Source organism: Massilia aurea (assembly GCF_014200505.1).
GTDB classification, from domain to species: domain Bacteria; phylum Pseudomonadota; class Gammaproteobacteria; order Burkholderiales; family Burkholderiaceae_D; genus Telluria; species Telluria aurea_B.
Map to the genome: position 1 here is coordinate 668,490 of NZ_JACHBX010000003.1, position 22,474 is coordinate 690,963.

Consider the following 22,474-nt stretch of genomic DNA (forward strand, 5'->3'; position numbering starts at 1 on the left):
AAAATCCCTGCGCGGCTCTTCGAAACGAATCGAATCACCTAATCAAGGAAGAAACAAAATGGCAAACATCAATCTGTCGGGTTATAACCTCGCCGAACTGAAAGGTCTTCAATTCGATATCGAAAAGGAGATCAAAAACCGCCAGCAGCAAGACGTCAAGAAAGCGCGTGAGCAAATTCTCGAGATCGCCCAGAATATGGGCATCTCGGTCGAGGAACTGTTGGCCAAGGGCGGCAGTACCAAAGCCAAGAAGACGGGCGGCGGCGCGAAAGTCAATCCGCAATATCACAACCCGGCTGACAATACCCAGACCTGGACCGGCCGTGGCCGTCAACCAAAATGGGTTGTCGACGCACTGGGCAAGGGCAAGTCGCTGGACGATCTGCGCATCTAAGCCTCGCAGTAATACGCAAGACCTGCACGCCGCCGCGACCTTCGTCCGGCGGCGTTCGCATTTCCACCCGCCCCATCCATTCACGTGTTTCGGCTAAGATTGCAACTTCAGCAATCAGCCGGTCGTCGTCGTGAAACGCACTCCCCTCATCGCAGCACTCGCCGGCGCCGCCATCCTGGCCGTCGGCACCGTCTTCTGGTTCACTGACCGGGTCGAACCCTACAGCGGCGCCACCCCGGTACTGACCGCCCCCGTCGCCAAAACGCAGCCATTCTGGCCTGCCCGCGTGCACCTGCTGGCGGGCGACGGCCAGGACGGCGTGCTCGATGGCGCAGCGCCCGCCAGCCGCTTCAGCGATCCGTACGGCGTGGCCATCGGCCCGCGCGGCGCGATCTATGTCGCCGACGGGGGCGAAGCCAACCGCATCCGCGTCGTCCAGCCCGATGGCGCAGTTTCGACACTGGCCGGCGGCAAGGAAGGCTTTGTCGATGGCTTGGGCGCGGCCGCCGCGTTCAACACGCCGTCCGCCATCGCGCTCGACCACCTGGGCAACCTGTACGTGGCCGACACGGGCAACCATGCGATCCGCCGCATCGCGTCCGATGGCGCCGTGACGACGCTGGCCGGCAACGGCAGTCCCGGCTATGTCGATGGCATCGGCCGCGCCGCCCAGTTCAACGGGCCGGTTGGCATCGCGGTGGACGACGCCGGCATCGTCTACGTGGCCGACACCTACAACGACCGCATCCGCCGCATTGCCCCGGATGGCACGGTGACCACGCTGGCCGGCACCGGCAAGCCGAACCTGTTCGACGGCCCCGGCCCGGCTGCCGCCTTCGACACCCCGAGCGCGCTGGCCGTCGACCACGATGGCAACCTGTACATCGCCGACACCGGCAACAACGCGGTGCGCCGCCTGCGCCCCGATGGCACGGTCGACACGCTCGCGCTGCCGCCCGAGGCCGAGCGCCGCCCCGCGCTGCGCCGCCCGGTGGGCCTGGCCGTCACGCGCGACGGCTACCTGTACATCGTCGCCAGTGCTGGCGGGCGCATCCTGCAGATGACGCCAATGGGCGAATTCCGCCCGCTGGAGGATACCGACCACCCGCTCGAGCCGAACGGTTTCGGCAGCGACGGCACCGTGCAGCTCAACGGCCCGCGCGGCATTGCCGTGGCGCGCGACGGCAGCCTGGTGGTGGCCGACGCCAACGCCCATCGCCTGCACCGTCTGGCGCCGCCGCGCGCAGGCGAAGCCGCGCCCGTGCTGGCGCGCCCGCCGCTGCAACGGCGCACGGCACCGATGCCCTGGCCCCTTGGCCCGCAAGACACCGTCCATGAAGTCGTGGGCGTGATGGGCGAAGTGCGCGGCACGTATGGCGGCGACAGCCGCGACCATTTCCACGCGGGCCTGGATGTACGCGGTGACGTCGGCGCAACCGTTCTGGCAATCCTGCCGGCCAAGGTGACCGATCCGTATGCCAACTGGGGTTTCAATAACCTCGGCGAAGGCATGAGCGTGGGACCGCTGTCCTATATCCACATGCGCGTGGGACGCGATCCGCAAGGCCGCGCGCTCGATCCGCGCTTCCAGATACAGCGCGAAGACACCGCCAATGGCAAACCCGGCAAGGCCGTACGCGTGCGGGTGCCGCGCGGCACGCGCTTTGCCGTCGGCGACAAGCTGGGCACGCTCAATGCGCTGTCGCACGTGCACCTCGATTACTACCAGGGCGGCTCGCTCGTCAATGCGCTCACGCTGCCGTTCATCGGCTTCGTCGACACGGTGACGCCGACGATTTCGCGCATCGCGCTGTACGACACTGCCAGCAAGCGCATCACGGCGAACAAGGGCCAGCCCCTGCGCCTCGACCGTATGCTGGGCGAGCTCCAGATCGTCGTGAATGCCTATGACCAGGTGGATGGCAACCTGGCGCGGCGCAAGCTGGGCCTGTACAAGCTGGGCTACCAGGTGCTGCGCGCCGACGGCACGCCGCTGCCCGGCTTCGAGCAGCCCGTCATCACGCAGGTCTACGACCGCCTGCCGCGCAACCCTGACGCCGTGAAAGCGGTCTATGCACCGACCAGTGGCATCACGGTCTACGGCAGCGCATCGACCCAGTTCGACTATGCGCTGAACAACCGCCTGCGCGATGGCAGGATCGAGACGGGCAGCTGGCGCATCGCCGACCTGGCGCCGGGCGAGTACCTGCTGCGCATCCACGCCGCTGACTATGCGGGCCAGGTGGCGCAGAACGGCCGCGACTTGGCGTTCGTGATCGAGTAGGCGCAGATATGCACGCCACATAATATAGACCTTGATGTCTACTTTAAATAGACATCAAGGTCTAGATTTCGTACCCTTGTCTTGCCCGGGAATGTTCCCGCTATAACAAGGATCATCATGCTCAAGATGTTTGCCGCCGCATTGGTCAGCGCTGCCCTGCTGCAGGCCGCGCCCGCCGACGCCGCCGACCTGCCCGCCTACCCCTTCATCCACGTGACGGCCGCTGCCGACCTGCACGTGATGCCGGACACGGGCGAGATCGATTTCGACATCGTCAGCACCGATGCCGACCTGGAGGCGGCATGGAAGCTGGTCCACGAGCGCCTGACAGCGAGCCGCGCGCTGCTGGCCGCACAGGGTGTCAAGGTCGAGGACGTCTCGGTGCAGGACGTGCTGCGCCGCCCGCTCAAGGAGGGCGAGCGGGTCACAGCAATCGAAACCCGCGCCTCTGTGCACGCGACGGTGCGCGACCTGAACGCGTGGACGGCGCTGATCCAGAGCCTGTTGGGCCTGCCCAATGTCGAATCGCTGGCCGTGGCGTTCAGCCGCAGCGACGCCGACAAGATCGAGGCGGAGCTCGTCAGCCAGGCGCTGGGCGCAGCGCGCGTGAAGGCGCAGAACATCGCCCTCGGCCTTGGCGCCAAACTGGGGCCGGCGGGTGGCGTGGCGCTGGCGCCACTGAAGAACCTGTCCAACGCGATGGGACTGGCCAGCGATGCGCCGCGCTACCCGTCGGTGTCGTCGCCACGCGATCCGCAGCTGGTGGGCGTACAGAAATTCGTGCAGGGCGTGGACGTGATTTACCGGATCGGCAAGTAAGCTGGCCTGCCCTGCCGTGCACATTGCCGTGCGCAATGTCACGCGCCTGTCATGGAGACATGTACGGACGAGTGCTCAGGCGTATGATGGATCCATCCACTGTCCACGAGAGGCACCAGCATGAGCAAGCACCACAAAACGAAGCACCTGACGCCCGAGATCGCGGCGGTCGCGACGCCCGATCTGACGGACGCAATCACGATCACCGAGGCGACCGAGGCAGCCGACGAACCGCAAACGGACCAGCCGCTGCCAGCAGAGCCGGCACCCGACGTCAAAGAAGCGCCAATCGGTGCCGTCAAGGCCGAACCGGTCCACCTGCGCGGGCGCATGACGCTCGAAGACGCGTTCCAGGCTATCGGCTTGAACTGCGTCGCGCAGATCGAAGCAAACGTGCCGGGCGTGCTGAAACAGCATGTCGAGAGCCTGCACCAGATGCGCGTGGGCCTGCGCCGCCTGCGCGCCCTGCTCGCGATGTTCGAAGAACTGGCGCCGCCGCCGGTGCCGCTGCATGCAAGCATCGAGTGGCTGTCCGGCGAACTCGGTCCCGCGCGCGACTGGAACGTGCTGGCCGATTCCACCATCAAGCGCGTGCCGGGCATCGATGCGCACGCGCTGCGCCAGGCCGCCCACGACCGCGCCACCGGCCACCACGCGCAGATCCTGCACGTGCTGCGCGATGCGCGCTACACCGAATTGATGGCGCAACTGACCGACTGGCTGGGCGAACGCCGCTGGCAGCCCGAAGGCGGCCTGCCGAAAGATTCGCCGCTGCTGGAGCGCGCCGCGAAAAGCGCCCTGCCCCTGCTGCGCACGGCCGAGAAGCGCCTGGCCAAGCGCATCGACGGACTGGACGAAGCCGATGCACCGGGCCGTCACCGTGTGCGCATCGCGGCCAAGAAGGCGCGCTATGCGGCGGAATTCTTCCGCGACCTGCTGCCGGCGCAGCGCGTCAAGCGCTACCTGGGGCATCTCGAAAAGCTGCAGGATCGCCTGGGCGCGCTGAACGACCTGGCCGTGGCCGACCAGCTGCTCGAAGAACTCAAGGGTGGCAGCAGCCAGGTCGCCAAGCAGGCGGCTTATGTGCGCGGCTATATCGCGGCGACCGGGCAAGCCGATGTGCAGGGGCTGTCGAAAGTGCTGGCCGATGTCGCCAAGCGCCGCATCACGCGCTGATCCGCCCAGGCCACGCTGACAGCATGGCCAGCCGATGCCCCGCCAGTGTGCGGGGCATCGTCACATTTGCACCATGCGCGTACCGCCATTTCGCAGCGCCGCACTGCCTCGGTGCACACCGCGCCGCGCCGTTGTTCGTCACTGGTTTATCGCTTGCCGATCACTTTGCGCCGCCTGTGATTTGCTGTAACGTCGCCCTGTAACGGGCCTTGCGCCCCATTTGCGGCGTTGTGACCATCACCATCTTGCGGAGACTTCCATGCAGTTTTGCACCAGGCTTATCCCGTTCGCCGTCGCCATCGCCTTCGCCGGCGGCGCCAGCGCCCAGCAGGTCGTCAAAATCGGGCACGTGGGCCCGGTGTCGGGACCCAATTCGCACCTCGGCAAGGACAACGAGAACGCGGCGCGCATGGCGATCGATGAACTCAACGCAAAAGGCTTCACCATCAACGGCCAGAAGGTCACGCTGCAACTGCTGGCCGAAGACGACGCGAGCGACCCGAAACAGGGTACGGCCGTGGCCCAGAAGCTGGTTGATGCCAAGGTCAATGGCATCGTCGGTCACCTGAACTCGGGCACCAGCGTGCCGGCCTCGCGCATCTATCACAACGCCGGCCTGGTGCAGGTCTCGCCGGCCACCACCGCAACCCAGTTCACCAAGCAAAAGTTCCCCGGCGTGTTTCGCGTCGTGGCCAACGACGCCAAGCTTGGCGGCACGCTGGGCAAGTACGCGGTCGAGACGCTCAAGGTCAAGAACATTGCCATCATCGACGACCGCACCACCTACGGTCAGGGCGTGGCTGCCGAATTTGCGAAAGCGGCCCGGGGTCCCGGCGTGCGCATCGTCGACAAGCAGTTCACCAGCGCCACCGCGACCGATTTCACCGCTATCCTCACGGCGATTCGCGCCAAGAAGCCCGACCTGATTTTCTTTGGTGGCATGGATGCGGTGGCCGGCCCGATGCTCAAGCAGATGAAGGCGCTTGGCATCACGGCCCGCTTCATGGGCGGCGACGGCATGTGCACCGAGGCGCTGGGTCGCCTGGCAGGTGATGCAGTAGGCGATGGCAAGGTGGTGTGCGCCGAAGCCGGTGGCGTGAAAGGCGCGCAAGAGCAGAAGATGGCCGATTTCCGCGCACGCTTCAAGCAGAAGACGGGCCAGGAAGTGCAGCTGTATGCGCCGTATGTGTACGACTCGGTGATGGTGATGGCGACCGCCATGCAGAACGCGAAATCAGCGGAGCCGGCGAAGTACCTGCCGGAGCTGAAGAAGATCAAGTACGAGGGCGTGACCGGCACGATCCAGTTCGATCCGTCGGGGGACATCCTGAATGGCGCGCTGACGCTGTACACCTACCAGGGCGGCAAGCGTACGCGGATGGATGTGATCCGCTGAACGACAACCCGGCGCCCGCAGGCGCCGGGTAGGACGTCAGTCCAGCATTACTTTACATCGAAGCGATCCAGCTCCATCACCTTGGTCCAGGCTGCGACGAAGTCCTTCGCGAACTTCTGGCCGGCGTCGGCGCTGGCATACACTTCCGAGATCGAACGCAGCTGCGCATTCGAGCCGAACACCAGGTCGACGCGCGACGCGGTCCACTTCTTCTCGCCGGTCTTGCGATCGCGGCCTTCGAAGCGTTCGACGCCCTGGCCTGGCCGCGTGGCAGGACGCCATTCGGTGGCCATGTCGAGCAGGTTGACGAAGAAGTCGTTCGTCAACGCGCCCTTCTGCTGCGTCAGCACACCATCGGCGCTGCCGCCGGTATTGGCACCCAGCACGCGCAGGCCACCCACCAGCACCGCCATTTCCGGCGCCGTCAGCGTCAGCAACTGGGCGCGGTCGATCATCAACGATTCAGCCGGGATGCTGTACAGGGCCTTCTCGAAATTGCGGAAGGCATCCGCGACCGGTTCCATCGCATGGAACGATTCCACGTCGGTCTGCTCCTGCGACGCATCGGTGCGGCCCGGCGTGAACGGCACGGTGATGTCATGGCCCGCCGCCTTGGCTGCCGCCTCGACGCCTGCATTACCGGCCAGGACGATCAGGTCGGCCAGCGACACCTGCTTGCCGCCTGCTTGCGCCCCGTTGAACTCGCCCTGGATGCTTTCGAGCTGCGCCAGCACGCGGCCCAGTTGCTCCGGCTCGTTGGCCGCCCAGTCTTTTTGCGGGGCCAGGCGGATGCGCGCACCGTTGGCGCCACCGCGCTTGTCCGAACCGCGGAAGCTTGCGGCCGAGGCCCACGCCGTCGACACCAGTTCGCCGATGCCCAGGCCGGATGCCAGCACCTTGTCTTTCAGTACTTTCGCATCGGCGTCGTTAATCGCCGCACCTTCAGCCGCCGGCACCGGATCCTGCCAGATCAGCACTTCGGCCGGCACTTCCGGGCCGAGATAGCGGGCACGCGGGCCCAGGTCGCGGTGGGTCAGCTTGAACCAGGCGCGGGCAAAGGCGTCTGCAAACTGGTCCGGGTTTTCCAGGAAACGGCGCGAAATCGCCTCGTAGGCCGGGTCCATGCGCAGGGCCAGGTCGGACGTCAGCATCGTCGGACGGTGACGCTTGGCGGCGTCATACGCATCCGGGACGGTGGCATCGGCGTCCTTGGCGATCCACTGGTGGCCGCCAGCCGGGCTTTTCGTCAGCTCCCACTCGTGACCGAACAGGTACGTGAAGTAGTCGTGGCCCCATTGGGTCGGCGTGCTGGTCCAGGTGACTTCGAGGCCGCTGGTGATCGTGTCCGGGCCCTTGCCGCTGCCGAAGCTGTTCTGCCAGCCGAAGCCCTGGGCATGCAGGCCGGCTGCTTCCGGCTCTTCCTTGACGTGCTCGGACGGACCCGCGCCGTGCGTTTTACCGAAGGTGTGGCCGCCGGCGATCAGCGCCACGGTTTCTTCGTCGTTCATGGCCATGCGGCCGAACGTGTCGCGGATGTCGCGCGCCGATGCGACCGGGTCGGGCTTGCCGTCCGGGCCTTCCGGGTTCACGTAGATCAGGCCCATCTGCACTGCCGCCAGCGGATTTTCGAGGTCGCGCGAGTGGGTGATCTCGCTGTCGTCGTCCTTGTCGATGACGCCGCGGCCTTCCACGCCGGGCGAGCCCACCGTGTAGCGCTCGTCGCTGCCCAGCCACTTGTTCTCGCGGCCCCAGTAGACGTCGAGGTCGGGTTCCCACACGTCCTGGCGACCACCGGCAAAGCCGAAGGTCTTGAAGCCCATCGTTTCGAGAGCGACGTTACCGGTCAGGATGATCAGGTCGGCCCACGAGATTTTCTCGCCGTATTTCTGCTTGACCGGCCAGATCAGCCGGCGTGCCTTGTCGAGGCTGACGTTGTCAGGCCAGCTGTTCAGCGGTGCGAATCGCTGCTGGCCGCGGCCGGCGCCGCCACGGCCATCGCCGATGCGGTAGGTGCCGGCGCTGTGCCATGCCATGCGCACGAACAGGCCGCCGTAGTGACCGAAGTCAGCCGGCCACCAGTCCTGGGAATCCGTCATCACCTTGGCCAGATCGGCCTTGACTGCCTCGAGGTCGAGGCTATTGAAGGCAGCGCGGTAATCGAAGTCGCCACCCATCGGGTCGGACTTGGCCGAATGCTGTGCCAGCAGATCGAGACGCAGCGCCTTTGGCCACCAGTCGCGATTGGTGGTGCCGGTGCCGGCTGCGCCGCTGAACGGGCACTTGGCCGGGATATTGTCCACACTCATTTGTTTCTCCTGTCTGATCGGTAAGATTTGACAAAATTATAGAAAAACTTCGTGTACTCGTGGATTGGCAATGTTGATGGGTGCGATAGCGGGCGTCGCACCGACGGGTGCAGCGCGCACCTTTGACCCGCTCCAATTTTCCAATCGGCAACATTGCATCGACAACCGCTTGGTGGCGCGCTATCGTTCTCTCTTTCCAATAAGAAAGAAATCTTATCATGTCGATCAATCAACTCGTGTACGTCAGCCAGGCCACCCGCAAGATGTCCCCTAGCGACCTGGCAGGAATCCAGGACACGGCGAAAAATAACAATGCCCCACTCGACGTGACCGGAAGTTTGTTCTACAACGGCGGCTGGTTCCTCCAGGTGCTGGAGGGTCCGGTAGCAACGCTCGACAAGCTGTACCAGAAGATTGAACTCGATCCCCGCCACAAGAATTCGCGCGTTCTCTATAACGAACCAGCCAAGTTTCGCACATTCCCGCGCTGGAGCATGAACATGATCAACCTGAATGACCGTCAGGCCGACAAATACGATGAACTGGTGGAGGTGCTGGAAGCTGCGCAAGCCAACCGGCGCATCGGCTCGGCGGCACCGGCAGTGGCGTTACTGAAGATGTTTGCGAGCTGAGACTGCTCGGGCGCTCGCTACCAGCGGTCGAGCGTAACGAAGTCGCCCAGCGTCCCCCGCTGGGCCCAGCCTTCGAGTTCGAGCATCGGCTTCGGATAAAACTCGGCCACGTGCCCGAGGCACAGGATCGCCACCGGCTTGCCGCCTTCCGGAATGCCGAGCAGGGCCGCCAGCTGCACGGGGTCAAACAGCGACACCCACCCCATCCCCAAGCCTTCAGCACGCGCGGCCAGCCACATGTTCTGGATCGCGCAGGATACCGATGCCAGATCCATCTCGGGCAGCGTGCGGCGTCCGAACACGTACCGCTCACGCCCGTCCATCAGCGCCACGACCAGCACCTCGCCGCACTCGCGCAAGCCCTCGACCTTCAGGCGCATGAATTCCGCGCCACGCTCGCCCAGAGCGTCGGCGGTGGCCACGCGCTCGGCTTCGACGAGCGCGCAGATCTGCTCACGCAATGGCGTTGACGCGATACGGATGAAGCGCCACGGCTGCATCATGCCGACGCTGGGCGCCTGGTGCGCCGCTGTCAGCAGGCGCAGCAGCACTGCCTCGTCGATCGCGCCGGGGACGAAATGGCGCACGTCGCGCCGCTCGGCGATGGCGCGGTAGACGCCATCGACGTGGGCGTCGTCGAAGCGGTGCGCCATCGTCATCAATCCTCTACGTTCGCCTGGTGGAACACCAGGTCTTCCACATGTTCGCCCTTGCACAGGTGCTGGTCGATGATGCGGTCCATATTGTCCGGCGTGACGTCGTAGTACCAGGTGCCGTCCGGCTGGACGCAGACGATCGGCCCGCCCTTGCAAGCAGCGAAGCAGCTCACCCGGCTGCGCTTGACGCGCAACGGGCCGCCATCCAGGCCGCTGGCCTTGAACTTCTCGCCCAGGCTGTCGAACAACGCCTGTGCAGCGCCATCGGCATTGCAGCGAGGGCCGGTGCACACGAGCAGGTGGCGGCGGTAGACGCCGATGGTGGGCTTGGCGACCTGGCGGGGCGTATCGGGTGCGGGGGAATCGATGGTGGTCATGCTTCGGTCAGGTGGCAAGGGCGGGAGAATAGCCGGCGATCTTACACCACGCGCCCTGCGGATCGCCCATAAAAAAGGCGCAGTCAACGTTAAATGGAGGAGAGTTTTGAACTGATGAGCGCCACCGTGGTCCAACCCTGTCCCCAGCGTCAGGAGTCGATCATGAAAACGCCACGTTTCAAGAGTTGGTTCTCCAGGTTGCCATCACTGAACGGTCCGCAGCGCCGGCAAGTGCTCGACGCCCTGCATCCTGCAGCCGGGCTAGATCAGGTAGTGGCACTCATTGCCCAGGCCAGAGGCCCGGGCCGGTGCTGTCCCCGTTGTGGCAACCAAAGCTGCCACCGGCACGGATTCGCCAACGACCTGCAGCGTTTTCGCTGCTGCGCTTGCGGCCGTACATTCAACGACCTGAGTGGCACGCCCCTGGCACGGCTCAGGCTCAAGGCCAAATGGCTCGCGTATTCACAGGTATTGCTTGATTCACTGTCTGTGCGCAAGGGAGCAGATCGGATCGGCGTGCACCGCAATACCGCCTTCCGATGGCGCCACCGCTTCCTTGACTGGGTCAAGCTTGACCGACCGGCATCGCTCAATGGGATTGTCGAGGCCGACGAGACGTTTTTGCTTGAATCACAAAAAGGGTCCCGCACGCTCGACCGGCCACCGCGCCGGCGGGGCGGGCACGCCGCCATGCGTGGCATTTCGCGACATCTGGATTGCATACTGGTCGCGCGCGACCGCAGCGGCAACACCATCGACGCGGTCACTGGGCGGGGGGCATTGACGGCTGCGCAACTCGAACGCGACTTGCTGCCGCGGCTCGATCCGCAGGCGCTGCTGGTCACCGACAGCCATGCCGCCTACCGCGCCTTTTCACGCAAGCACAGGATTGCGCACGAGGCGGTCAACCTGCGTGCCGGGGTGCGCACCAGGCACCTCGGCAGTCGCGCTATCCACGTACAGAACGTCAACGCGTATCACGGGCGATTCAAAGCCTGGCTGCTGGGCTTTCGCGGCGTGGCCTCACGTTATCTGCGCAATTATCTGGGCTGGCGCTGGGCGCTGGATGGTGGCAGGGTATGTTCCTCAGAACAATTGCTGCGGATCGCGATCGGCGTCATCAATAGATAACGTTGACTGCGCCATGAAAAAGCGCGCCTTGCTCACGCAGGCGCGCTTCATGTCGTGCAGCAGCCGGATGGCTTATTTTGTCGCGAGCACCCACTTGACCAGCGAGCGCGCTTCGGCCTCGCTGACCTGCGGATTGGCCGGCATCGGGATCGGGCCCCAGGTGCCCGAGCCACCCTTGAGCACCTTCTGCACCAGCTTGTCTTCGGCGCCCTTCTGGCCCGCGTATTTTTCGGCGACGTCCTTGTAGGCCGGGCCAACCAGCTTGGTGGCTGACGTGTGGCAGGCCATGCAATTCTTGGCCTTGGCCAGGTCGGCCTGGGCCAGGGCGCTGCTAGATGCAAACGCCGACAGCACGACACACAACAACAGGGACCGCTTCATGGAATTCTCCGGATTAGTGACTGAGTGAATTTTACCGGCAATCCTCCGGGGCATCTGCAAGCGATACACTCTGTAACGCGATCACCACATTTGCTCATACGGTGTAACAGAAAACTGTTAAATTTGCCCATGAGCATCATTTACTCCGTAAGATGTGCGGCAACAAGGAGTTTTCACCATGCCCCTGATCCTCTTGATCGCCCTGCTTGCCGCCTTGCGCGGCTTCGAGGTCTGGCGTTTTGCCGACCTGTCCTGGTGGTACATCATCGGCCTGATGGTCGTCGCCTTCATCTGGTTCGAATACATCGAAAAGGCGCTGGGTCTGGACAAGCGCAAGGCGCACGACGTCGATGAACAACGCCGCAGCGACCGCGTGAAAAAGTCGCTGGGCAAGCGCCGCTGACCAGACCCCGGCGCTGTCGTCGTGGTGCTGTGATACTTGTGCTGTGATACATTGGACAACTCACCAAGCCCTGTCCATTCACACTTCCATCAATGCATCCCGAACTGCGCCAGCTGCGCCATTTCGTCGCCGTGGCCGAAGAGCTGCATTTCGGCCGCGCCGCGCAGCGCCTGCACATGACGCAGCCGCCGCTCTCGCAAAGCATCGCCAATCTCGAAGACCTGCTTGGCGCGCCGCTCTTCTTGCGCAACCGCCGCATGGTCGGCCTGACAGCGGCCGGCAGCGCGCTGCTGCCCGAAGCGCGCCGCATCCTCGACGAAGCCGGCGCGCTGCCCGAACTGGTGCGGCGCGCGGCCAGCGGTGAAGCAGGCCGCCTGGCGCTGTCGTTTGTCTCCACGGCCGGCCTGGGCATGCTGCCCGACGTGCTGCGCCGCTACCGCGCGGCGTTTCCGGGCGTGCGCCTGGTGCTGCACGAGGCGACGTCCGACGTGCAATTCGACGACCTGCTGTCCGGCCGCATCGATGCCGGCTTCGTGATCCCGCTGCAGCCGGGCGCGCCGGCAGGCATGGCCGATCCTGCGCTCGACTACCGCAAGCTGCTCGACGAACCGCTGGTGCTGTGCGCGCCCAGCGGACTGGCGGCGCTGGCCGCACCGGGGCCAGTGTGGCTGCGCGACCTGCCGCCGCTGCCGCTGGTGATCTTCCCGCGCACGGTGGCGCCCAGCCTGCACGATGCGATCCTCGCGTGCTATCGCGCCGCCGGCGTGGTGCCCACGATCGGGCAGGAGGCAATCCAGATGCAGACCATCGTCAGCCTGGTTTCCGGCGGCATGGGCTTGGCACTTGTGCCACAATCCGTCTCGAACCTGATGCGCCCCGGCGTAGAATACCGTGCCCTGCGCGACGCCGCGCCGCTGGCCGAAACGGGCCTGGCATGGCGGCGCGATAACGATTCGCCCGTCCTCAAGGGCTTCCTGGACCTATTGAAGAAAGACTGATTATGCTGATTCATCCGCAGCCGGACCCGATCGCGCTCGCGCTCGGGCCGGTGCAAATCCACTGGTATGGCCTGATGTACGTGGTCGCCTTTGCCCTGTTCATCATGCTGGGCCGCGTGCGCATCCGCATGCCGCACGTGGCGGTGCAGGGCTGGACCAAGGATGATCTGGACGACATGTTGTTCTACGGGATGCTCGGCGTGATCCTCGGCGGCCGCCTGGGCGAAGTGCTGTTCTACCAGCCGCTGTACTACCTGGCGCACCCGCTCGAAATCTTCATGATCTGGCGCGGCGGGATGTCGTTCCACGGGGGCTTCCTGGGTGTGCTGATCGCGATGGCGCTGTGGGCCCGCAAGCGCCGCCGCAACATCCTCGACGTCTACGACTTCATCGCGCCGCTCGTGCCGCTGGGGTATGCCGCCGGCCGCATGGGCAACTTCATCAACGCCGAACTGCCGGGCCGTCTGGCCGATCCGAGCCTGCCGTGGGCCATGCTGTGGCCGGGCGTGACCGGTCCGCGCCATCCGTCGCCGCTGTACCAGGCGCTGATCGACGGCGTGCTGGTCTTCATCATCCTGTGGATGTTCGCGCGCAAAGCGCGTCCGCGCCTGGCCGTGGGCGCCATGTTCACGCTGCTGTATGGCTGCGCGCGCTTCTTCACTGAATGGTTCCGCGTGCCGGATTGGGAAACCACCGTGTTCGGCTTGCCGATCACGTCGGGCCAGGTATTGTCGCTGCCGATGATCATTGGTGCGCTGGCCATGCTGGTGTGGGCGTATCGCAAAGCGCCGGCGCGCCCCGTGACGGCATAAGTATCCCCAGGGTGGGCGAACGCACAGAGCGCCCACCCTTGCCGCATCCACAATGGGCCTCCACGACACGGAGTCCCGATGGTTCAAGTCCAGCGCAAACGACGTACCGGCTGGTGGCTGCTGCTCGCAGCCGTCATCGTCGCCAGCGGCATCGCGTTTGCCATCATGTGGCGTCCCGCGCTGGCGCCGCAGTCCACACCACCATCCTTCGACACCACCCGCATCGAACGCGGCGCCAATCTGGCGCGTCTTGGCATGTGCGCCTCGTGCCACACGCCGGATCTGTCGCGCCCCTTCGCCGGCGGCAAGCCGATGAACACCCCGTTCGGCACGGTCCACAGCACCAACATCACCCCCGATACCACGACTGGCATTGGCGCCTGGAGCGAGGCGGCTTTTACACGGGCGATGCGCGAAGGCGTTGCACGCGACGGCCACCTGCTGTATCCGGCCTTCCCGTACAACCACTATGTGCGCATGACGGACGGCGACATCCAGGATTTGTACGCCTACTTCATGACGCGCCCCGCGATCGTGGCACCGGCGCGCGAGAACCGGATGACCTTCCCGTTCGGATTCCGCCCACTGGTCGCGTTCTGGAATGTGCTGTACCTGGACGATGCGCCCTGGCAGCCGGTCGCCGGGCAATCGGCCGAATGGAACCGCGGCGCGTACCTGGCCGACGCGGTCGCGCACTGCGCCGCCTGCCACACGCCGCGCACGCTGTTGGGCGGCCCCGATCTGAAGAAGCAGCTTGGCGGCGGCGAAGCCGATGACTGGTACGCGCCGGCGCTGAATGAGCATTCGCCATCGCCCCTGCCCTGGACGCGCGACCAGCTGCAGGCGTATCTGCGCACGGGCGTCGCGCATGATCATGCGATGGCGGCCGGGCCGATGCAGGATGTGGTCACGCACCTGGCGCAAGCGGACGAGCGCGACGTGGCGGCGCTGGCCGCCTGGACCCACAGCCAGCTGGCCAAGGCGCCGCCGCGCGCAACGCCGGCGCAGCAGGCCGGCCCGCTGCCCAAGCCCGCGAAGGACGATCCCGACCTGCAGCGCATGACGCTCGGCTACGCCGTGTATGCCAATTCGTGCGCGCGCTGCCACGACGCCGGGCGCGACGCCAGTTCCGGCACCGCGCTGCCGCTGCAAAAGGCGATCGCGCTGTACGACCCCGATCCGCGCGACCTGATTCACATCACGCTGGATGGCATCACGCCGCCCGATGGCGAGCCGTCGCGCTTCATGCCGGCGTTCAGGACGATCCTGACCGACGAACAGACAGGCGCGCTGGCGGCCTACCTGCGCAAATACGGCGCGAACCAACCCGTGTGGCCCGATCTGGACAAGGCCGTGCGCAAAGCGAGCAAAGAATGACGACCTACCGCCTGCAAGTGAACGGCAAGGTGCACGCCGTCGATCAGGACGCCGACACCCCGCTGCTGTACGTGCTGCGCAACGACCTCGAACTCAATGGCGCGAAGTTCGGCTGCGGCCTGGGCCAGTGCGGTTCGTGCACGGTGCTGCTGGACGGGAAGCCGGCGATGTCGTGCATGGTGCCGGTGTCCGTCGTCGGCCAGCGGCCGGTGCGCACGGTCGAAGGCTTGGGCAATGCCACCACCCCGGGCGTACTGCAGCAAGCCTTCATCGACGAGCAGGCCGCCCAGTGCGGCTACTGCATCGCCGGCATGCTGATGCAGGCCACGGCGCTGCTCGAAAAGACCCCTGCGCCGACTGACGCCCAGATCCGCGCCCACATGTCGCCGAACCTGTGCCGCTGCGGCACGCATATGCGCATCCTGCGTGCGGTACGGCGCGCCGCCAATACGCTGGCAGCGAAGGGCACGCCATGACGATCGATACCGGCCGCCGTGCCTTTCTCGCTGGCAGCGGCGCCCTGACGCTGTCGTTCGCGCTGCCGGCAACCGCCTTTGCCGCCCCGGGCGAATTGCCCAAGAGCCTGGACAAGTCGCCGTGGCTCGACGCCTGGATCCGCATTGAGGCCAATGAACGCATCACGGTGTTTACGGGCAAGGCCGAACTGGGCCAAGGCATCAAGACCGCGCTCTTGCAGGTGGTGGCCGACGAACTGCGCCTGGCGCCTGGCCGCCTGCAGCTCGTCACCGCTGACACGGCGCGCACGCCGGACGAAGGCATCACCGCCGGCAGCAACTCGATGAAGGACAGCGGCACGGCGCTGCGCCATGCGGCCGGCCAGGTGCGTCTGCGCCTGGGCGAACTGGCTGCCACGCGCCTGGGCGCGCCCGTGGGCAACCTGGCGCTGAAGGATGGCGCGTTCAGCGCGGGTGGCCGGCGCGTCACGTTCGGCCAGCTGGTGACGGGCCAGGAACTGCACCTGCGCGCCACGCCGGTGCCGGCACCGCCCCCGCCAGGCCCGCGCACGGCAATCGGCAAGTCGGTGCCGCGCGTCGACATTCCCGCCAAGGTCACGGGTGGCGCGGCCTACGTGCAGGACCTGCGCCTGCCGCAGATGGTGCATGCGCGCATCGTGCGGCCACCGTCGCAGGCCGCGCGCCTGATCGCCGTCGATGTCGCCGCGATCGAACGCCTGCCGGGCGTGCTCAAGGTGGTGCAGGACGGGCGTTTTCTGGCCGTGATCGCCGAGGGCGAGTACCGCGCCGTCAAAGCAGCGACGGCGCTGGCGCGGGCCACGCGCTGGGAGACGCCGGCATCGCTGCCGGTGCATCCCGACGTGAATACGTTCATCCGCGCCCAGCCCGCCGAGGCGCTGCCGATCCTGGCGCGCGGCGCACCAGGATCGGTTGGCCGCAAGTTTGCCGCGCGCTACACGCGCCCGTTCCAGCTGCACGCGTCCATCGGCCCCTCGTGCGCCGTGGCGCAGCTGGTCGACGGCCGCTACACGGTCTGGACCCACGCGCAGGGTGTCTACCCGCTGCGCACGGCCCTGGCCGAACTGATCGCCGTGGACGAAGACACGATCCGCTGCATCCACGTCGAAGGGTCGGGCTGCTATGGCCACAACGGCGCCGACGATGTCGCGGCCGACGCGATCCTGCTCGCGCGCGCCCTGCCCGGCCGGCCCGTGCGCGTGCAGTGGATGCGCGAAGAGGAACACGCGTGGGAGCCGTTCGGCGCGGCGATGGTGGTGCAGGTGGCCGCCACGCTCGACAGCACCGGCCGCATCGCCGACTGGCAGCACGATGTCTTCACGCCGCCGCACAATACGCGCCCCGGCAAGGCCGGCAATCTGCTGGCGGCCACGCACTTGGCGCGCCCGTTTGCGCCACCGGTCGCCAAGCCGGCACCGCAACCCGAAGGCAGCGGTGACCGCAATGCGATTCCGTATTACGTGCTGCCCAATGCACGCGTGGTGCACCACTTCCAGCCGAAGCCGGTCCTGCGCTCGTCGGCGCTGCGCGGCCTGGGTGCCTATTGCAATGTGTTTGCCATCGAAAGCTTCATGGACGAACTGGCGCGCGCCGCGAACAGCGACCCGGTCGCGTTCCGGCTGCGGCACCTGGACGATCCACGCGCGCTCGACGTGGTCAAGCTGGCGGCAGCAAAGTTTGGCTGGGATGGCTACCGGCGCCCTGCCCGGCGCGGGCGCGGCTTCGCATTTGCGCGCTATAAAAACCTGGCCTCGTACTGCGCCATCGCGGTGGAAGTCGAGGTCGCGCGCGAGACGGGCCTGGTGCGCATCACGCGCGCGGTGAGCGCCGTCGATTGCGGTGAGATCGTCAGCCCCGATGGCGTGCGCAACCAGATCGAGGGCGGCATCATCCAGTCGGCCAGCTGGACCTTGCTGGAACAGGTGCGCTTCGACGCATCGCGCGTTCTGACGGTGGACTGGGCGTCGTATCCGATCCTGCGCTTTGCCCAGGCGCCGGAACAGATCGACGTGCACCTGATCGACCGCCCCGGCCAGCCGTTCCTGGGCACCGGCGAAGCGGCGCAGGGCCCGGCAGCAGCGGCGATTGCCAACGCCGTGTTCGACGCCTGCGGCCTGCGCATGCGCGACCTGCCGCTGGACCGGGCACGAATGCGCAAGGCTTAGTTAAAGGCCTTCCAGAACATGTAAGCGGCCAGCGCGCACAGGATCACGCTGAAGATGCGCTGCAGCTGCCGCACCGGCAGCTTGTGCGCGGTACGCGCGCCCAGCGGCGCCATGGACACGCTGGCCAGCACGATGATCGCCAGCGCCGGCAAGTAAATGAAACCCAGCGACCAGGGCGGCAAGCCGGGTTCGCCCCAGCCGAAATAGACGTTCGACAGGGTGCCCATCAGCGCAACCGGAAAACCGATCGCAGCGCTGGTGGCCACGGCATTATGGATGCGTATATTACAGCGCGTCATGAACGGGACCGAGACGAAGGCGCCGCCCGCACCCACGAGGCCCGCCAGGATGCCGATCACGCTGCCCGCTGCAAACATGCCCGGTTTGCCGGGCAGCTCACGCGCCGCCGCCGGTTTTTTCCCGATCAGCATCTGGATCGCCGAGTAAGCCACGAAGCAGCCGAAAAAGAAGGCCAGCACCGGGGTGTTCATCTGCTTGCCGATCCAGGGCCCGATCCACGCACCGAGCAGAATGCCGGGCGTGAACAGGCGTACGACATGCCACAGCACGGCGCCGTGCTTGTGATGTGCACGCACCGACGACAACGAGGTAAAGAAGATGGTGCCCAATGAGGTGGCGATCGCCATGTGCACCACGAGTTCCTCGGGAAAGCCGCGCGCCGTGAAGATCATCGTAATGAACGGGACGAGGATCATGCCGCCGCCGACGCCAAGCAGGCCGGCCACGAAGCCCCCGAATGCGCCCATTGCCAGCAGGGCCAGGATGAGCAGCGGATCGAATGCGGGCGCCATCATCAAGCCCCCTTGCCGCGCACCAGCGCAACGATGGTGGTGTACTGGGCTTTGGTGACCGGCGAGATCGACAGCCGGCTGCCCTTCTGCAGCAGCACCATGTCGTCCAGCGCGGCGACCGTGCGCAGTTCGGCCAGCGGCACGAAGCGGCCCGCTTCGACTGCCTTGACGTCGACCGAGATCCAGCGCGGCGTTTCCGGCGTGGCCTTCGGGTCGTGGTAATGGCTGGCGGCGTCGAACTGGGAGGCGTCCGGGTACGGGCCACTGACGATTTCGGCGATGCCGGCCACGCCCGGCAGCTTGCCGCCCGAGTGGTAGAACAGCACGCCGTCGCCGACGGCCATGGCGTCGCGCATGAAGTTGCGCGCCTGGTAGTTGCGCACGCCAAACCAGGCCACGGTGGCGCCGGGGGCGGCGAGGACGTCGTCGAAACTGACTTCGTCGGGCTCGGATTTCATCAACCAATAGCGCATCGCGCTGTTCTCCCTGCCAGCACGCGATGCACCGGAAGCACACATGAAAAAAGCGGCTGCGTACCGAGTGCGCAACCGCTTGTATGTTTAGTCCCCGCCTGTGCCGTTTTTGCCGGCATCCTGAACCACAACGGTTCAAGGCGGTCACGGTCAGATCAATTTCGGGTTCGTCGGACTAGCGACGCTCACACCCATCGAACTTGTTCCACGACCTATGCGTAAGAATGGTTCAAGGAATATATGGCAAATCTCGAACACCGCAGGGCAGAAAAGAGTTTACTCCTTTGACCAGCCCTGTCAAACGGATTCGGCCTTTCAGGTCAGATTTTCCTGGTCAGTCAGAACGCGGTCCAGCACCGTGTGCATCGACTCGAGTTTCTGCTTGACCTCGAGGATCGACATGTCCGACAGCGGTCCCTGCGGCGATTTCACCGACAGGAATTCGGCGGCCACGCTCAGCGCCGCCATCACGGCGATGCGGTCGGTACCCTTGACCTTGCCGGAATCGCGCAGCTGGCACATCTTGCCATCGAGGTAGCTCACCGCTTCGCGCAGCGTGCGCTGTTCGCCGTCGCGGCATGCCAGGCGGTAGGACTGGCCCATGATATGCACGTCGAGATGGATCATCGTGCCCCCTGACGTTGAGCGTGAGCGAGATGCGGCGGGATCGGCGCATTGGGATCGCGCGGCGCCTCCTGGGCAGACGCGTCTGCGACAGATGCGTCTGCAGCAGGTTCTTCTTCGGCGTCCGGCGCATCCGGCGGCTTCGGCAATTCGTCGAGCAGCGCTTCGACGCGGCGCTGCGCTTCGATCAGGCGTTCCTTGAACGCCAGATTTTCTGCGCTGAGCAAGGTATTGGCCTGCCGCAGCAGGTAATTCTCGGCACGCAACGACTGGGTCAGTTGCGCAAGCCGGTCGATTTTGTCTGAAAGGTCTTGGAATTCGGAAATCATCCGACACTATAGGATCGAGTTGCTTTTTCCGTCAACCGGTGCTCATTGCCGTGCGGCAGTAATAGCGCTGGCGTGCGGCACCGATGTGGTTGGCGGTGTACGCTGCCGGCCTTCCGTGGCGTCACCCACGGCAGCCAAACGGCGGCAAACATTGCGAATATGCCAATGTCATCATTGCGCTATATCACATGTTTAAAATGATTTCACCATCATGCGCCTTGAAAAGGCAGGTTATCGTCCCTATAATTAGCACTCGTTAGCTGAGAGTGCTAACAACTCTTTGCAGACCGGCGCAGCATCATCAGATTGCTGCGACGGCGTCAAAAACGCTAGTTAAACCATTGAATATTAAGGAGTTTTGCATGAACCTTCGCCCTCTGCACGATCGCGTAATCGTGAAGCGTCTCGACCAGGAAACCAAAACTGCGTCCGGCCTGATCATCCCTGATGCCGCGGCAGAGAAGCCGGACCAAGGCGAAGTTCTCGCCGTTGGTAACGGTAAAGTGCAAGATAACGGCCAGCTCCGCCCTCTGGAAGTGAAAGTCGGCGATCGCGTGCTGTTCTCCAAGTATGGCGCTCAGACCGTCAAGATCGATGGCCAGGAACTGCTGGTGCTGCGCGAAGAAGAAATCCTCGCGATCGTCGCACTGTAATTTCTGACCCCACTCACGAACATTTCGGAGAAATAACAAATGGCAGCTAAAGAAGTAGTATTCGGCGACGCAGCGCGCGCCAAGATGGTCGAAGGCGTCAATATCCTCGCCAATGCAGTCAAAGTCACCCTGGGCCCGAAAGGCCGTAACGTCGTGCTCGAGCGCTCGTTCGGCGCGCCGACCGTCACCAAGGATGGTGTCTCGGTCGCCAAAGAAATCGAACTGAAAGACAAGCTGCAGAACATGGGCGCGCAGATGGTCAAGGAAGTTGCTTCCAAGACCAGCGACAACGCCGGTGACGGCACCACCACCGCGACCGTGCTGGCACAAGCCATCGTTCGCGAAGGCATGAAGTTCGTTGCCGCCGGCATGAACCCGATGGACCTGAAGCGCGGCATCGACAAGGCAGTTGCTGCCACCGTCGAAGAACTGCGCAAGATCGCCAAGCCAACCACCACCACCAAAGAGATCGCACAAGTCGGCGCCATTTCGGCCAACTCGGAAACCTCGATCGGTGAGCGCATCGCTGAAGCAATGGAAAAAGTGGGCAAGGAAGGCGTCATCACCGTGGAAGACGGCAAGTCGCTGAACGACGAGCTGGACATCGTGGAAGGCATGCAGTTCGACCGCGGCTACCTGTCGCCGTACTTCATCAACAACCCGGACAAGCAAGTCGCCGTGCACGAAAACCCATTCGTCCTGCTGTGCGACAAGAAAATCTCGAACATCCGTGACCTGCTGCCGGTACTGGAACAAGTCGCGAAAGCTGGCCGTCCACTGGTCATCGTCGCTGAAGACATCGACGGCGAAGCGCTGGCGACCCTGGTCGTCAACAACATCCGCGGCATCCTGAAGACCGTTGCAGTCAAGGCCCCAGGCTTTGGCGACCGTCGCAAGGCCATGCTGGAAGACATCGCTGTCCTGACCGGCGGCCAGGTCATCGCTGAAGAAGTCGGCCTGACGCTCGAAAAGGTCACGCTGGAAGAGCTGGGCCAGGCCAAGCGCATCGAAGTCGGCAAGGAAAACACCATCATCATCGACGGCGCTGGCCAGGCTGAATCGATCGAAGGCCGCGTCAAGATGATCCGCGCCCAGATCGAAGAAGCGACCTCGGACTACGACCGCGAAAAACTGCAAGAGCGCGTGGCCAAGCTGGCCGGCGGTGTTGCCGTGATCCGCGTCGGTGCAGCCACCGAAGTCGAGATGAAAGAAAAGAAAGCACGCGTTGAAGATGCACTGCACGCTACCCGCGCTGCCGTGGAAGAAGGCATCGTTGCCGGCGGCGGCGTGGCCCTGCTGCGCGCCCGTGCCAACATCACCGTCAAGGGCGACAACCCTGACCAGGACGCTGGTATCAAGATCGTCCTGCGCGCAATGGAAGAGCCACTGCGCATGATCGTCCAGAACGCCGGCGAAGAGCCATCGGTCGTCGTTGCAGCAGTGTTGGCCGGCACCGGCAACTACGGCTACAACGCAGCCAACGGCACCTACGGCGACATGGTCGAAATGGGCGTGCTGGATCCAGCCAAGGTCACCCGCTCGGCACTGCAGAATGCAGCGTCGATCGCCGGCCTGATGCTGACCACCGATTGCATGGTGTCGGAACTGTCGGAAGACAAGCCAGCCGGCGGCATGGGTGGTATGGGCGGCATGGGCGGTATGGGTGGTATGGACGGCATGATGTAATTGCCGGGGCAGTCCGGGCGAAGCGCGCTGCGTGCTTCGCCCATACTACCCACAATAAAAAACCCGCGAGGTTCACACCTCGCGGGTTTTTTGTTG

At 64.9% G+C, this 22,474-nt stretch carries 23 protein-coding genes and 1 other RNA gene; 15 read left to right on the forward strand and 9 right to left on the reverse strand.

Going from position 1 to position 22,474, the window contains the following annotated elements; all coding sequences use genetic code 11:
• Positions 1-58: 58 nt before the first annotated feature.
• The 5 genes from HD842_RS16830 (at position 59) to HD842_RS16850 (ending at position 6,069) form a co-directional block, all read left to right on the forward strand.
• Positions 59-394, forward strand: a complete 336-nt coding sequence (locus tag HD842_RS16830; RefSeq protein ID WP_183555866.1) for an H-NS histone family protein — start codon at positions 59-61, stop codon at positions 392-394.
• Between the two features lie 130 nt (positions 395-524).
• Positions 525-2,678, forward strand: coding sequence for a virginiamycin B lyase family protein (locus tag HD842_RS16835; RefSeq protein ID WP_183555867.1), 2,154 nt, complete (start codon positions 525-527; stop codon positions 2,676-2,678).
• A gap of 117 nt (positions 2,679-2,795) precedes the next feature.
• On the forward strand, positions 2,796-3,497 hold the full coding sequence (locus tag HD842_RS16840; RefSeq protein ID WP_183555868.1) for an SIMPL domain-containing protein: 702 nt from the start codon (positions 2,796-2,798) through the stop codon (positions 3,495-3,497).
• Positions 3,498-3,617: 120 nt separating this feature from the next.
• Positions 3,618-4,673 (forward strand): CHAD domain-containing protein, encoded by a 1,056-nt coding sequence (locus HD842_RS16845; RefSeq protein ID WP_183555869.1) that lies wholly within the window; start codon positions 3,618-3,620, stop codon positions 4,671-4,673.
• A 259-nt stretch (positions 4,674-4,932) separates the two neighbouring features.
• On the forward strand, positions 4,933-6,069 hold the full coding sequence (locus tag HD842_RS16850; RefSeq protein WP_183555870.1) for a branched-chain amino acid ABC transporter substrate-binding protein: 1,137 nt from the start codon (positions 4,933-4,935) through the stop codon (positions 6,067-6,069).
• A gap of 47 nt (positions 6,070-6,116) precedes the next feature.
• On the opposite strand, the gene katG is transcribed toward HD842_RS16850, so the two are convergent.
• Positions 6,117-8,375, reverse strand: coding sequence for a catalase/peroxidase HPI (katG, locus tag HD842_RS16855; RefSeq protein WP_183555871.1), 2,259 nt, complete (start codon positions 8,373-8,375; stop codon positions 6,117-6,119).
• Between the two features lie 218 nt (positions 8,376-8,593).
• Here katG and HD842_RS16860 point away from each other — a divergent pair, with 218 nt between their 5' ends.
• Positions 8,594-9,007: a BLUF domain-containing protein gene (locus tag HD842_RS16860; RefSeq protein WP_183555872.1), complete on the forward strand. Its 414-nt coding sequence runs from the start codon at positions 8,594-8,596 to the stop codon at positions 9,005-9,007.
• Between the two features lie 17 nt (positions 9,008-9,024).
• Here the strand turns inward: HD842_RS16860 and bluB are convergent, their stop codons facing one another.
• On the reverse strand, positions 9,025-9,660 hold the full coding sequence (gene bluB, locus HD842_RS16865; RefSeq protein ID WP_183555959.1) for a 5,6-dimethylbenzimidazole synthase: 636 nt from the start codon (positions 9,658-9,660) through the stop codon (positions 9,025-9,027).
• 5 nt (positions 9,661-9,665) lie between these two features.
• The gene (locus HD842_RS16870) at positions 9,666-10,040 is read right to left on the reverse strand and encodes a (2Fe-2S) ferredoxin domain-containing protein (protein ID WP_183555873.1); all 375 of its coding nucleotides are present in this window, start codon (positions 10,038-10,040) and stop codon (positions 9,666-9,668) included.
• A 162-nt stretch (positions 10,041-10,202) separates the two neighbouring features.
• Between HD842_RS16870 and HD842_RS16875 the strand changes: the two genes are divergently transcribed.
• Positions 10,203-11,171, forward strand: coding sequence for an IS1595 family transposase (locus HD842_RS16875; RefSeq protein WP_183555874.1), 969 nt, complete (start codon positions 10,203-10,205; stop codon positions 11,169-11,171).
• 72 nt (positions 11,172-11,243) lie between these two features.
• On the opposite strand, the gene HD842_RS16880 is transcribed toward HD842_RS16875, so the two are convergent.
• The gene (locus HD842_RS16880) at positions 11,244-11,552 is read right to left on the reverse strand and encodes a c-type cytochrome (RefSeq protein WP_183555875.1); all 309 of its coding nucleotides are present in this window, start codon (positions 11,550-11,552) and stop codon (positions 11,244-11,246) included.
• Between the two features lie 178 nt (positions 11,553-11,730).
• On the opposite strand from HD842_RS16880, the gene HD842_RS16885 reads away from it, so the two are divergent.
• From HD842_RS16885 to HD842_RS16910, 6 genes are all read left to right on the forward strand, one after another.
• The gene (locus tag HD842_RS16885; RefSeq protein WP_183555876.1) at positions 11,731-11,955 is read left to right on the forward strand and encodes a TIGR04438 family Trp-rich protein; all 225 of its coding nucleotides are present in this window, start codon (positions 11,731-11,733) and stop codon (positions 11,953-11,955) included.
• A 92-nt stretch (positions 11,956-12,047) separates the two neighbouring features.
• Positions 12,048-12,953 (forward strand): LysR family transcriptional regulator, encoded by a 906-nt coding sequence (locus tag HD842_RS16890; RefSeq protein WP_183555877.1) that lies wholly within the window; start codon positions 12,048-12,050, stop codon positions 12,951-12,953.
• Between the two features lie 2 nt (positions 12,954-12,955).
• Complete coding sequence (gene lgt, locus HD842_RS16895; RefSeq protein ID WP_183555878.1) at positions 12,956-13,765, forward strand: prolipoprotein diacylglyceryl transferase; 810 nt, start codon at positions 12,956-12,958, stop codon at positions 13,763-13,765.
• Positions 13,766-13,843: 78 nt separating this feature from the next.
• The gene (locus HD842_RS16900) at positions 13,844-15,142 is read left to right on the forward strand and encodes a cytochrome c (RefSeq protein ID WP_183555879.1); all 1,299 of its coding nucleotides are present in this window, start codon (positions 13,844-13,846) and stop codon (positions 15,140-15,142) included.
• On the forward strand, positions 15,139-15,618 hold the full coding sequence (locus HD842_RS16905; RefSeq protein WP_183555880.1) for a (2Fe-2S)-binding protein: 480 nt from the start codon (positions 15,139-15,141) through the stop codon (positions 15,616-15,618). Before HD842_RS16900 ends, HD842_RS16905 begins: the two co-directional genes overlap by 4 nt.
• Positions 15,615-17,801, forward strand: a complete 2,187-nt coding sequence (locus HD842_RS16910) for a xanthine dehydrogenase family protein molybdopterin-binding subunit (protein ID WP_183555881.1) — start codon at positions 15,615-15,617, stop codon at positions 17,799-17,801. Before HD842_RS16905 ends, HD842_RS16910 begins: the two co-directional genes overlap by 4 nt.
• Here HD842_RS16910 and HD842_RS16915 read toward each other — a convergent pair.
• From HD842_RS16915 to HD842_RS16935, 5 genes are all read right to left on the reverse strand, one after another.
• Positions 17,798-18,613, reverse strand: a complete 816-nt coding sequence (locus tag HD842_RS16915) for a sulfite exporter TauE/SafE family protein (RefSeq protein WP_183555960.1) — start codon at positions 18,611-18,613, stop codon at positions 17,798-17,800. The genes HD842_RS16910 and HD842_RS16915 overlap by 4 nt on opposite strands.
• A 2-nt stretch (positions 18,614-18,615) precedes the next feature.
• A complete protein-coding gene (locus HD842_RS16920) occupies positions 18,616-19,086 on the reverse strand; it encodes an EVE domain-containing protein (RefSeq protein WP_183555882.1) in 471 nt (156 codons plus the stop codon).
• An 87-nt stretch (positions 19,087-19,173) separates the two neighbouring features.
• A non-coding RNA gene (gene ssrS, locus HD842_RS16925) (6S RNA) lies at positions 19,174-19,355 on the reverse strand.
• A 46-nt stretch (positions 19,356-19,401) separates the two neighbouring features.
• Positions 19,402-19,713 (reverse strand): cell division protein ZapA, encoded by a 312-nt coding sequence (locus HD842_RS16930; RefSeq protein ID WP_183555883.1) that lies wholly within the window; start codon positions 19,711-19,713, stop codon positions 19,402-19,404.
• Positions 19,710-20,039: a hypothetical protein gene (locus tag HD842_RS16935; protein WP_183555884.1), complete on the reverse strand. Its 330-nt coding sequence runs from the start codon at positions 20,037-20,039 to the stop codon at positions 19,710-19,712. The genes HD842_RS16930 and HD842_RS16935 overlap by 4 nt, the downstream gene beginning before the upstream one ends.
• Positions 20,040-20,401: 362 nt before the next feature.
• On the opposite strand from HD842_RS16935, the gene groES reads away from it, so the two are divergent.
• On the forward strand, positions 20,402-20,692 hold the full coding sequence (groES, locus tag HD842_RS16940) for a co-chaperone GroES (protein WP_183555885.1): 291 nt from the start codon (positions 20,402-20,404) through the stop codon (positions 20,690-20,692).
• 39 nt (positions 20,693-20,731) lie between these two features.
• Entirely contained in the window at positions 20,732-22,378 is a 1,647-nt protein-coding gene (groL, locus tag HD842_RS16945) for a chaperonin GroEL (RefSeq protein ID WP_183555886.1), read from the forward strand.
• The last annotated feature ends 96 nt before the right edge of the window (positions 22,379-22,474 follow it).